Source organism: Candidatus Nitrotoga sp. 1052 (assembly GCF_927312905.1).
Taxonomy (GTDB): Bacteria; Pseudomonadota; Gammaproteobacteria; order Burkholderiales; family Gallionellaceae; genus Nitrotoga.
Window position 1 is genome coordinate 1 of the sequence record NZ_CAKMHQ010000001.1, and the last position, 12,225, is coordinate 12,225.

General features: G+C 47.5%; 9 protein-coding genes and 1 pseudogene. 8 read left to right on the plus strand and 2 right to left on the minus strand.

Going from position 1 to position 12,225, the window contains the following annotated elements:
- Positions 1 to 400 precede the first annotated feature (400 nt).
- Entirely contained in the window at positions 401 to 1,192 is a 792-nt protein-coding gene (locus MJ768_RS00005; protein WP_239287115.1) for a hypothetical protein, read from the plus strand.
- 331 nt (positions 1,193 to 1,523) lie between these two features.
- A complete protein-coding gene (locus MJ768_RS00010; RefSeq protein ID WP_239287117.1) occupies positions 1,524 to 1,739 on the plus strand; it encodes a hypothetical protein in 216 nt (71 codons plus the stop codon).
- Between the two features lie 84 nt (positions 1,740 to 1,823).
- On the opposite strand, the gene MJ768_RS00015 is transcribed toward MJ768_RS00010, so the two are convergent.
- Positions 1,824 to 2,639 carry a hypothetical protein gene (locus MJ768_RS00015; protein WP_239287119.1) on the minus strand — a complete coding sequence of 272 codons (816 nt, stop codon included), beginning with the start codon at positions 2,637 to 2,639 and terminating at the stop codon, positions 1,824 to 1,826.
- 202 nt (positions 2,640 to 2,841) lie between these two features.
- On the opposite strand from MJ768_RS00015, the gene htpX reads away from it, so the two are divergent.
- The gene (gene htpX / locus MJ768_RS00020) at positions 2,842 to 3,717 is read left to right on the plus strand and encodes a protease HtpX (RefSeq protein ID WP_239287121.1); all 876 of its coding nucleotides are present in this window, start codon (positions 2,842 to 2,844) and stop codon (positions 3,715 to 3,717) included.
- Positions 3,718 to 3,856: 139 nt separating this feature from the next.
- Here htpX and MJ768_RS00025 read toward each other — a convergent pair whose 3' ends face one another.
- Positions 3,857 to 4,774, minus strand: coding sequence for an MlaA family lipoprotein (locus MJ768_RS00025; RefSeq protein ID WP_239287123.1), 918 nt, complete (start codon positions 4,772 to 4,774; stop codon positions 3,857 to 3,859).
- Positions 4,775 to 5,353: 579 nt separating this feature from the next.
- On the opposite strand from MJ768_RS00025, the gene tnpA reads away from it, so the two are divergent.
- The 5 genes and pseudogenes from tnpA to MJ768_RS00050 form a co-directional block, all read left to right on the plus strand.
- Positions 5,354 to 5,809, plus strand: a complete 456-nt coding sequence (gene tnpA, locus MJ768_RS00030; RefSeq protein ID WP_239287125.1) for an IS200/IS605 family transposase — start codon at positions 5,354 to 5,356, stop codon at positions 5,807 to 5,809.
- Between the two features lie 230 nt (positions 5,810 to 6,039).
- On the plus strand, positions 6,040 to 8,373 hold the full coding sequence (locus MJ768_RS00035; protein ID WP_239287127.1) for a TonB-dependent receptor: 2,334 nt from the start codon (positions 6,040 to 6,042) through the stop codon (positions 8,371 to 8,373).
- Between the two features lie 83 nt (positions 8,374 to 8,456).
- Positions 8,457 to 9,737 carry a sialidase family protein gene (locus MJ768_RS00040; RefSeq protein WP_239287129.1) on the plus strand — a complete coding sequence of 427 codons (1,281 nt, stop codon included), beginning with the start codon at positions 8,457 to 8,459 and terminating at the stop codon, positions 9,735 to 9,737.
- 65 nt (positions 9,738 to 9,802) lie between these two features.
- Positions 9,803 to 10,234 (plus strand): TlpA family protein disulfide reductase, encoded by a 432-nt coding sequence (locus MJ768_RS00045; RefSeq protein WP_239287131.1) that lies wholly within the window; start codon positions 9,803 to 9,805, stop codon positions 10,232 to 10,234.
- Positions 10,235 to 10,949: 715 nt separating this feature from the next.
- Positions 10,950 to 12,225 (plus strand): annotated as a pseudogene (locus MJ768_RS00050) (hypothetical protein); the annotation flags it as partial.

Consider the following 12,225-nt stretch of genomic DNA (forward strand, 5'->3'; position numbering starts at 1 on the left):
CCGGAAACTACGCACCGGACTCTGCTGTGCGGTGAATTATTCAGCGTTTCCTTAATATTTTTGGTTAAATATTATTTAAAAATATGGTTGTTTAATCCACCTTTTAATTATTGAAGTTGCTATGAGTTTGTAAAAGAGAAAAGCACTTTGGACTATACCCCCTGCTTTTTGATGGCGGGACGTTAGAAGCTAAGGAGAATGCCGCAAGTGAGCATCTGGTTCAGGCTAGTGCAGATTATTGAAATGTGGTGATTACTGCTGGGATTACCTGTAAGAAAATACAAGTTGGGTTATGTCAGTTATCAAATCTGGTGATAGCCGAACAAAACTTCTGTGTGTAAGCCCTGCAATTTGACGTCATAACATTGAGGCTTTTATCCAGATAAGAAAGTGATTCATAATGAAACATATGGTTGAACTTAACTCCGAAATTTTAGCGGTTAAGCATTTCTCGAGCGCTGCAATACTTGGTTTGTTCACATGGTGCATCACCTATTCAATTCCTAGTCATGCAGAATTTATTGAGGGGAGTGCGGCACTAACTAGTACTACACTACGCATTCCTGAGCCACTATTGTTTGATTTAGTCAGACCATTGGGCGCAAAAAAAGGGGAATTAGAAGTGAATACATTGGCGCTAAAACCTTTAAAAGGAGGTCCCGCGGAATGGGCGCCTGAGATTGAATACGCTTTTGCAGATGACTACGCAATTGAACTGGAGTTACCTTTTGAACATACAAACCTTACAAATTATAAATTTGCCTTGCAGGGTACATTAAGCAATCCACTTATCGCTGGCATGATTCAAGGCTGGCAAGTGATCGGGGAAAAAAATCGCGGCACTGGAAAGTATTCTGCAGATGCGCTTTATATTAATGGCTATCGTTTATCTAAAGCGTGGAGCACGCTTAATATGTTTGGTATAAGACGTACCGTATTTGGTGGTGAGGGAAAAACAATAGCACTGATGAATAACAATTTATTTTATGATTATTCGCAACGCCTCACTTATGGTATTGAACTTAATCATGAAATTGATCAGGAGGGTCAGTGGGGTTATAGCTTGACGCCCCAAATTCACTTGGATTTAAGCCACCATATAAACTTGCAAACTGGCCTTGGTTTCTCCAGATTAAATGAGAACAGGAGCGCGGAAAAATTATTCGCTATGCGTTTAAGTGTCGCCTTCTGACAATTGCCATTCGGCATATGAAAAACCAATCATTTTAGTCAACTTAAGTTTCGTAGTTTAAAAGCCCATGAAACTAATATAGTTTCTGATTGAAATAACTAAAATGACATAATCGGAAGCGCAATGATAATTGTCTTGCAAACAGCTAAAGTAATTCAGGAGGCCGCAAAGAAGTACGTATAAAAAGCAATGGAATCGCATCGGACGGCCTACATTTACAGACTGCGACAGTGCCACAGGATGGCAGACAAATCGCGTTAATTTCAACTCAAGCGATGCTGGAACGGTCCGGGCTGCAAAGCGCCTTAAACAAGTCCGCCAGAACAAGGGCGTGCCAAGCATCGACGGCATGAGCATCGATGAACTTACCCGCCACCTCAAGGGCATTGGCTGGAAATCCGCGCTTGATAGGTTGCAGGGAGTTACCGCCCGCAACCGGTCAAACGTATGCAAATCCCCCAAACACGATGACAAGAACTGCCCTTGGGCATCACACCGTAATAGACTGATTCATCCGGCAAGCTATCAGAGCAAAATGGGAACCTAATTTCCATCCAGGCGAATAAGGGTTCAGCACCGTATGCATGGTGATATGGGAAGGGGAGGTCGCGTAGTCTTCATCTTATCCAGATTAAAAAGGTGGTGCACCTGCCACATGCCAAGTTAGATATATAGCACCTGCCGCGCAGGCCAAGGTAGCAATAGACAGCAAAAGCGATTGCAACCATAACCCCATTTTTTCGGGAACCGGAATTTTGGCAGCCAGTGGAATTACGGCCAGCACAGGTAAGGCATACCATGGCAACTGAGCGGTCAGCACTGCGAGACAGCCAGTCAATCCGGCGATGAGCGACAATGGCAGGGTAAAGCTCCGCCCACATGGCAATCGGCTATTCGATACAGCTTGAAGCAGCAGGTAAGCGCTTGCCGCCGCACCCAAAGCTAAACCGAACTGGCCGAGCAGGGCAGAAGCACCAAACAATGCAGATCCCCCAGTGCCCAGTCCCAGTGCCATTCCTGCACTTCCTGCTCGCACTGGCGATCCATGCAATGTATCCATCCAGAATATCAGCCAGCCGACATACAAAGCGCAGCCGCCACTCCAGAGCAACATATGCGTCATGTCCTGCTGTTGTAAGATACGCAACGCCATCCACACTGCCGCAATACTGCCCGCTACAGCGAGCATCAAGCGTAGCGGACGCCAATTGAACCGTGATAGCGATAGAGCAAGCAGTGCAGAGAGCAAGCCCAGCAGCACGATTTTGCGCGCAGAGGTGAGTGGCTCCAAAGAAAAATCACTCACCAAGTAAACAGTGACAGCAAACCCGGCAATGGCAGCCAAACCGCTTAAGCGTAAGCGCTGTAATAACTCTGCCACTATCAGCGCGATGACGAAGGGAGCGAAGCCGCCCTGCACGGCGGGATGATTTAGCAATTCTTGCATTTTATACGCACAATTTTATTAATTTCGAATGACATTTTATTCTCCTATTGGAATTTATTTGCCAGCGGTTAGTCTATTTAAAATTTAAATTTGCATTGGTGCGCACCCCTTGAAATATTTGTCGCTACCCCAACATTAAACACCACGATATGCAAAGATAATAAATTGCATCCCATATTTTCAGTTCAAGAGAGACATACATATGAAACGAATTTTTCTGTTTATCCTGACCAATTTGGCCGTGCTTTTCGTCATCAGCATCACCTTGCGCTTGCTTGGCGTTGACAAAATATTGAATGAAAGTGGTGGCATCAATTTCAACGCTCTCTTGGTCATGTCGGCGGTAATGGGTTTTGCTGGTTCGCTAATCTCGTTGTTCCTGTCCAAATGGTCGGCCAAACGGATGGTTGGCGCACAGGTCATTACTAACCCGATTGATCCTACTGAGCGCTGGCTGATGGAAACCGTGCGCAAACAGGCGCAAGCTGTGGGAATCGGCATGCCTGAAGTAGCTGTCTATGAAGCGCCAGACGTAAATGCTTTTGCTACCGGCTGGAACCGCAACAATGCACTAGTGGCGGTAAGTACCGGATTGCTGCATAACATGAGCCGGGATGAGGCGGAAGCCGTGCTAGCGCACGAGATCAGCCACGTTGCCAACGGCGATATGATAACGCTTGCGCTTATGCAGGGCGTAGTCAACACTTTTGTAATCTTTTTCTCCAGAATTATTGGCCATCTAGTAGATCGTTTGGTGTTCAAGACTGAACGTGAATATGGTCCAGCTTACTGGATCACTAGCATCATTGCACAAATGGTGCTGGGCATCCTGGCCAGCATTATCGTTATGTGGTTTTCGCGCCATCGCGAATTTCGTGCCGATGCAGGTGGGGCAAACTTGGCTGGACGCAATAAGATGATCGCTGCATTGGAGAAGCTGAAAATCAATCATGAACAGGCATCTCTACCCCAACAAATGGCAGCATTTGGGATTGCGGGGGGAGGCGGTTTTGCCAGTTTATTTAGTACCCACCCATCCCTTGAGCAGCGTATCGCAGCTTTGCGCGCAGGGGGTTAATTGAACGGTAATTTCCCCGTGATGTCTCACGGGAAATTACTTTATACATGCCTGGAAAAAATCCGGCTCTCTATTGCAGCAGTTCAGGTTGGTTATAGCAAAACAGGATCAAATACGAATCTTCACTTTCGACTACCATTCAGTTTGGCAAGGAATTTACTTTGCTGTTCGGCGTGGTTAGCGGTTCTATGCGATACGGGTTAAAAGATGGGGCAGCAGGCTCTTGGGGTGCTGCTGATTGATCGCTTGGTGCGGCTGCATCTGTTGCTGCAGGTTGTGCGGGCTGCTCGGACTCGCCGGGCAGGGTTAAAATGATAGATACGCCACCTGCTGTAGGCTGTTTGGCTTCCTGGCTGTTATCGGAAGAGCCAGCCGGAGTAATAGAGGTATTCCTTGGAGCAGAAGTATCAGCCGGAGTGGACGCACCATCCGGCAAATTCTTTTCCTCCTTGTCATCGAATTCCTCGTCATCGAATTTTTCACGCGGCGGATTCCCGTCGTACACCAAGTTTTGACGTTTCTGCATATAGCCGTCACGTATAAAGGCATAGCGGTCAATTGCGGCTTCCTCGAGTATATTTTCATTTTTCAGCATCCCTGCACGCTGTTCGACCGTTAGTGATCCATACAATGTGTTACGTGTAGGTACATTGTTGAGCCAGCCTATGGGATTGAGGTTGGTGAAAATATCCACAATAAAGCCGACGGTATCGCGAATATTTCTGGGGCCCAAGAGCGGCAAAACGAAATAAGGCCCGCTCTTCACCCCCCAGTAACCCAAAGTCTGGCCGAAGTCTTCGTCGTGTTTCTCGAGGTGATCGGCAACATCAAACAGGCCTAAAATGCCAAAGGTTGAGTTGAATACTACCCGTGAGGCATCGGATCCGGCCTGGTCTAATTTTAACTGCAGCAAGTCGTTAAAAGTGGTACGGATGTCGCCGAGATTCGAGAAAAAATTGGATACCATTTTTTTCACGGGTTCTGGAAACAGATAGTTATAGGTTTTTGCCACCGGTTTAAGGATAGCCTTGTCCACCCCTTCATTAAATTGATACATGCTCCGGTTATATGGTTCCAGCGGATCCCTGGGATTTCCTTTTTCTTGAACTGGATCTTTTGGAATTACTCCTTTTCCCTGAGCCGGAATATTTGAATTTCCTATTTCCTGACTCGAAGCGCAGTCAGCCAACGCAAGGCCGGCAAGCAATATAAACATTCTGGATAAGGACATGAATCTGGATGAGGGCATGAATCTGGATCAGGAAATGAAGATTATTAGAAACTATTATAGTCGTAATGCTGGTCACCGCAAACACCAGAATAGTACATTGTGCTCAGAATACAACATTCTTTTGGAATATTAGGCTTAGCATGGAAGCCGCATGAATGCTTCTATCCGATTCAGCCTGCATCACTAGAATTTCACCCTGGTTTACCGCAAGATGTTGAAACGGTTCTGAATTGATATTTTTGGTATTGCTTTATTGTAGAAGCATCAGGGAGATTTTAGTGAGAGTTAAAAAACCACGTCCTATGGACGTAGTCATCACCTGACTAGCTTTGTCTGCCAGAGTGCCTGCCCATACAGTTATCTTTCGGAGTGTTGTCCCCACAACACTTAACGAAAGGAAAAGATATGAGCAAGTTTGCAAGAGCATCGCACGTTATATGGCACTGTCAATATTATTTGGTATGGGTTCCGAAGTACAGATTTTGGATACTCCAAGGGCCGGTAGGTCGAGAGGTCTATAAATGCGTGATGATATTCAGCCAGCAGTTAGGGTGCGAAGTAGTGGAATTGAATGTGCAGGCGGATTACGTATACTTGTTGGTAAAGGTGCCACCGAAATTATCGGTATCGGGCTTGATGGGCATATTGAAAGGTCGGACGGCGATAAGGTTGTTCAGCGTATTTCCGTTTCTCAAGAAACGGCCCTATTGGGGCAATCATTTCTGGGCGAAGGGCTACTGTGTTGACACGGTGGGACTGAACGGAGAGATGATACAAAAGTATGTGCGGTTTCAAGAGAAGGAAGAGCAGCATCAGGAGCAACTGGAAGCTGGCAGAGCGCCTTCTCGGAAGGCGCGATAGGTGTGCCCCCCTCTGTGGGGCATTGGGCAATACCACGTTCTTCGAATGTGGTATGTTTACTTCTGGGTGTACGGGGAAATTTTTGATTTCCTTATAGACGAGATTTTTTCCATAGCAAGGATACTAATGATGCCGCGCCCAGTAGGGTGCGGCATTTTGTCGCATTCTCACCCTTCTTTTTTTCCCCTACAATGAATTGGTTAGAAAAACAATGAATTCAGGTGAATTGTATGGGCGCGCGAAGTAATGGAATTAATTTTATTGCCCTGGGTTTGCTGTCGGTAGCAGTCAGCCAGCCTGTCCAGGCCAGTCATGACGCTTCCTCCGAAGACATCGTTAGCGAACAGTTACCGGAGATCACGGTAACTGCTGATAAGGGTGGCACAGGAGCGACACCACCGATAGTAAAAAAATATAAATTGCCGCAGACAATCGAGAGTACGACCGCTGAAAAAATAGCCGATACAGTTAATATTGTCGATACTGAAGATGCGCTTAAATATATGCCGAGCCTTTTTGTGCGCAAACGCAACTATGGCGACACACAGTCGGTCTTGGCGACGCGCACATGGGGGGTGAATTCCAGTGCGCGCAGCTTGGTATATGCAGATGATGTTCTTCTGTCAGCGCTGATTGCAAACAACAATACCATTGGTGCCCCGCGCTGGGGAATGGTAGCTCCGGAAGAGATTCAGCGTATAGATGTTATGTATGGCCCCTATGCTGCGGCCTATCCGGGAAATTCAATGGGTGCAGTGGTGCAAATTACCACCCGGATGCCGGAAAAATTTGAAGGTTCGATTAGCCAGACTTTTGCTTCCCAGCGTTTTCAGCAATACAACACCAATGATACTTACCAAACCAGCCAGACTGCTGTCACTTTTGGGAGCCGTTCGGGCAAATTTTCCTGGTGGATCAGTGCCAATCATATGGAAAGCGACAGCCAGCCGCTATCCTATGTCACTCAGGGGCAATCCGCCACTGAACCGCCCCCGCCGGCAAATACCACTGGCCGGATTACTGAAAAAAACAAAATAGGTTTGTTTGCCGGTGTATTGGGGGCAGGGGGGCTACTGCATACCCAGATGGACAATGCCAAAGTAAAAGTCGCCTATGATCTGACCCCTACGTTAAAAGCAAGCTACAACTTTGGCTATTGGCGTAATGATGCTCAATCCAGTGTACAAACGTATCTGACCAGTACGGCCCCCGCAACCATAGGCCAGCCTACCTTTGGTGGAGTATCCGGGTTTGCTTCGAATATTTATGACCTGATCCAGGAACATACAATGCAAAGTCTTGCCTTGAAATCCGACACCAAAGGCAAGTGGGACTGGGAGGCAGTCGTATCCAATTATAAAATGAACAAGGATACAAGGAATGGGCCATCCGGGGTTGGCGCGCTGACAGACCTCTCTACTACCGGCAGAACCACTTTGATGGAGGGTACCGGCTGGTCGACTGTTGATCTGAAGGGAATCTGGCGGCCTGGTGGAAAGCATGAAGTTAGCGCAGGTATTCATAGCGATCAATACAGCCTGAATAATCCAGTCTTTAATACGTCCAACTGGACCGACCCCAATAGTTTTACCACCCCATTCACTATCAGCCGTGGAAAAACCAAAACGGATGCGCTGTGGGTTCAGGATGTCTGGAAGTTATTCCCGGCACTCAAGGCAACTTTGGGTGGGCGTTATGAAAATTGGAAAGCATACGAGGGCTACAATCTTGATGGGGCAACCGAAGTTTTTCAGCCAAAGGTGACATCAACCGATTTTTCTCCCAAGGCTTCCATTTCGTGGGTTGTTTCTGAAGACTGGCAGATAACCAATTCATTTGGGAAGGCATATCGCTATCCGACTGTTTCCGAGCTTTTCCAGAGTGTTCGAACAGGATCCACGGTTTATATACCCAATCCTAATTTGTACCCGGAAAAAGTGCTGTCTGACGAGTTGGTATTCGAGCGGGGATTAAGGCATGGAAGGTTCAGGGCCACTCTGTTTTATGAGGAAGTTTCGGATGCAATCATTGCCCAGACCAGTTCGCTTGATTCCGGGATTCCCGTCACGTCCACGATGAACGTGAACAAAATACGCAATCAGGGCATAGAGCTTGCCATGCAAAAAGACAATGCATTTATGCATGGGTTAGAGCTTTCCGGCAGCGTGACTTACGTGGATTCCAAGATTCTTGCTAACAGCAGCTGGCAGAGCCCTCCTTATCCCGCTCCCCAAAATACCACTTCGGTTGGTAAGAAAGTACCTTATGTCCCTGACTGGAGGGCTACGCTGGTCGCGACTTACCGGCCGGATGTGAAATGGGCTTACACCGCGGCGGCGCGCTTCAGCGGAAAACAGTATTCCACAATGGACAATACCGACAACACTTCAAATGTTTACGGATCGTTCGACAGTTTTATAGTAATTGATGCCCATGTAAACTATAAAGTGAACAAAAACTGGAAAGCAATGATGGGAATCGATAACGTCAATAATTACAAGTACACCCTGTTTCACCCATTTCCGCAGCGCACACTGGTTGCCAATCTGAAATATCAATTCTAGGAAGGCATATATGAAATTTTCATACCGGTTTATGCTTCATAACGCAGCTACGGCTACAGGTTGCTCAATTCCAGGTTCGCATCATGAATAATACAAGTAGAGGGAAGCTTTGGGGCCAGCGTCTGGGCGCATGGCTATCTGGCAATTGCCGCAGAATAGGGTTGATTGCCTGTATGGCGGTCAATGGGATAGGCATGGCAGCAGACCATGCCGGACATGGTTCCAGCCAGCCGCATGATAAGGACAAGGTGTGGAAAGCTGCCATTTCCCGCCAGCCGCTTGCGGTTGCAGCTACATTGGATGGTAGCGGCAAGCTTTGGAAAGCATCCGTAAAAGATGGGCATGTTATGGTAAGTTACTCTGAAGACCAGGGAAGAACCTACAGTACGCCAGTTTTGGTAAATTCAGAACCGGAGTTGGTGGCCGCAATTGGTGAGAACCGTCCTAAAATTGTTGTGGATGCCAATGGCAATATCTATGTTTCCTACACCCAAAATCTGGAAGCGGCTTTTGCCGGCCATGTTCGCTTCAGCCGTTCGGTAGACGGGGGAAAAAGTTTTTCTCCACCGATTACTGTCAATAACAATCTGGATCCTATTACCCACAGTTTTGATGTAATGGGCGTAAATGGGCGTGGCCAGATTTACATTGCCTGGATCGATAAGCGCGATACTTCGATTACAAAAAGAAATGGGGAAAAATATAAAGGGGCAGCAATCTATTACGCCATTTCTGATGATGGGGGAAAGACTTTTCACCCCAACATAAAAGCCGCTGACCATTCCTGTGAATGCTGCCGCATAGCTATGGCAATAGATAAGGATGGTACGCCGGTTATTGTTTGGCGGAATATTTTCAGCAGTAACATACGCGACCATGCCATGATGAGGCTGGATGGTTCACAACCTATCCGCCTGAGCAATGAAAACTGGGAGGTGGATGCCTGTCCTCATCATGGTCCAGCAGCCTCCATTGCGCAAGACGGTAATTATCATTTTGTCTGGTTCAGCAACTCGCCGGAACGACACGGATTGTTTTATTCCTACTCTTCCGATCAAGGCAAGCATTATTCTCGCCCATTAAATTTTGGAAACTTCAAGGCTCAAGCTTCACACCCGCATGTTTTGAGTCTGGGCCAACGCGTCTTTATCGTCTGGAAAGAATTTGATGGTATGGCTACGGGCATCCATCTGATCCATTCCTCAGATGGAGGTAAAATCTGGTCTTCTTCCCAAAAAATTGTATCCACCAACGGTACTTCAGATTATCCCTTCCTGGCCAGTGATGGAAAGCATGTCTACCTTGCATGGAACAGTGACATGGAAGGTTTCCGTTTTATTAGCGTATCTGAGGTCGTGCAGTGAAATTCAGACGGGTAAGCATTCTATGCCTGTTGGGATTATGGATGTGCTTCAGCTCCACTTGCACTATGGCAGCACAAACAACCAAACATTTTGTGCGTGGTAGCTATCAGGAAATTGTTTCCTCCCGTTCGGGTAAGCCTTTTATTATCAGCTTATGGTCGCTTGATTGTATCTATTGCCGAGACGATATGGTGATTTTCGGCAAGCTGTTGAAAAAATACCATGACCTTGACCTGGTGTTGATTTCGACCGACACCCGGGAGCAAACGAAAGAAATTACACAGGCGCTGCAAAAATACCCGTTAAAGCAAGTGGAATCCTGGGTTTTTGCGGACAGTTTCGTAGAGCGTCTGCGCTATGAAGTAGATACGCAATGGTATGGAGAGCTTCCTCGCACCTATTTTTACGATGCCCAAGGGCATGCAGTAGCACACAGCGGCAAGCTGGACTATGCTCAAATTGAGTTATGGATACGAAGTAACAAAAATAAAAATTAACCGTTTGGCAAGGATTTTAACTGCGCAGATCTATGCCAAAAGATGCTAAGAAACCCATATTTAATTATGCATGAAGTTGATAGGGGCGGGGGCGGCTTCGCTTCATGCTACCCAGCGATGTAATTAATGGGCGCCTCTAAAAATTCGAGTTTCTAAACAAGACAAGGCACGAGTAAAAAATTGGAGCGCGGCATATAGTTGATATGTAAGCGATAATTTTTTTCGAGTAACGCCGTATTGTGACGAAAATTGGATTTTTAGAGGTGCCCTAATGATATTAAATCCCGCATGGCGTGCCATATCAAAAGTTTAAATCGCAGAGGTCGCCAGACCTTTTTATATTAAGTTCCAATCCCTAAGATGATATTTTTTATATTGCATTTAAATTTTAATGTGAATATAATTGTTAATCATTATCATTAGTATTCAAAGTGTATAAAGTGATAGTAATTCAGCCTTGCTCGCTAAGCAGAATGTTGTGTTCGGTCTGTAGTACTGAACTCTGTTTTTTCAGCTAGCCCATCTCTCGCAAGCCAATTATTGGCCAGACCTAGTCTCAAAATAAGGAAGCAATGGTGCAGGATATAGTTTTGATGGCCTGTAAAACAGGGAATATGCGGGTGCAATAAACATGTGTAAGAAAACTGGAGGCTGGCTTGATTACGGTTGCCATTCATGTCCTATCGTTAGCATGTGGTTTAAATAATTCATATTTATGGAGACAAGGCTGAATAATTTTTTACCTGCATGGCCTGTCACGCCGGAGGCACGTGAGCGAGCGGTTGTCGTTGCGATTGTTCTGGTGCTGCACGCGGCCGTTCTTTATCCCACAATGGCGCAGTCGCAGGGGGGGGCTGAGCCTGCTCGTGAGATGAAAGTGACCATTGCGATGGCAGATAAACCTGCTGTACCCCCGGCATCTGCCGCTCCTGCTTTAGTTAAGATAAAACCTCATGCTGATAAGCCAGCACCCGAGTCATTGCCAGTTGATATACCCGTTAAGCGACCGGAAGAACCGGAAATAAATCCAAGTCCCACACCACTTGAAATCGAAACGGCAGAAAAAATCAGGCTAGAGCAAGAAGCTGCGCTCGCCAAAGCGAGAGAGGAAGCAGAGGCTGCACAACGCAGGATAGAACAGGAAGCAGCAAAAGCCAAGGCCGAGCAAGCCGCAGCGCAAGCCAAGGCACAAGCGGAAGCCAAGGCAAGAGTAGAAACCGAGCTTGCCCGCCTCCAGGCAATGCAAGAAGCGAAAAGAGTCAAGGCAGAGCAAGAAGCTGCGCTCGCCAAAGCGAGAGAGGAAGCAGAGGCTGCACAACGCAGGATAGAACAGGAAGCAGCAAAAGCCAAGGCCGAGCAAGCCGCAGCGCAAGCCAAGGCACAAGCGGAAGCCAAGGCAAGAGTAGAAACCGAGCTTGCCCGCCTCCAGGCAATGCAAGAAGCGAAAAGAGTCAAGGCAGAGCAAGAAGCTGCGCTCGCCAAAGCGAGAGAGGAAGCAGAGGCTGCACAACGCAGGATAGAACAGGAAGCAGCAAAAGCCAAGGCCGAGCAAGCCGCAGCGCAAGCCAAGGCACAAGCGGAAGCCAAGGCAAGAGTAGAAACCGAGCTTGCCCGCCTCCAGGCAATGCAAGAAGCGAAAAGAGTCAAGGCAGAGCAAGAAGCTGCGCAAGCCAAAGCACAAGCAGAAGCCAGGGTAAGAGCGGAAGCCGAAGCGGTTCGCCTTAAAGCAGAACAGGAAGCGGCGCGGGCCCGTGCAGAACACGAGGCAGCGCAGGCTCGGGTACGAGCGGAAGCCAAGGCACAAGCAGAAGCCAAGGCACAAGCAGAAGCCAGGGCACAAGCAGAAGCCAGGGCACAAGCAGAAGCCAGGGCAAGAACGGAAGCCGAAGCGGTTCGCCTTAAAGCAGAACAGGAAGCGGCGCGGGCCCGTGCAGAACACGAGGCAGCGCAGGCTCGGGTACGAGCGGAAGCCAAGGCACAAGCAGAAGCCA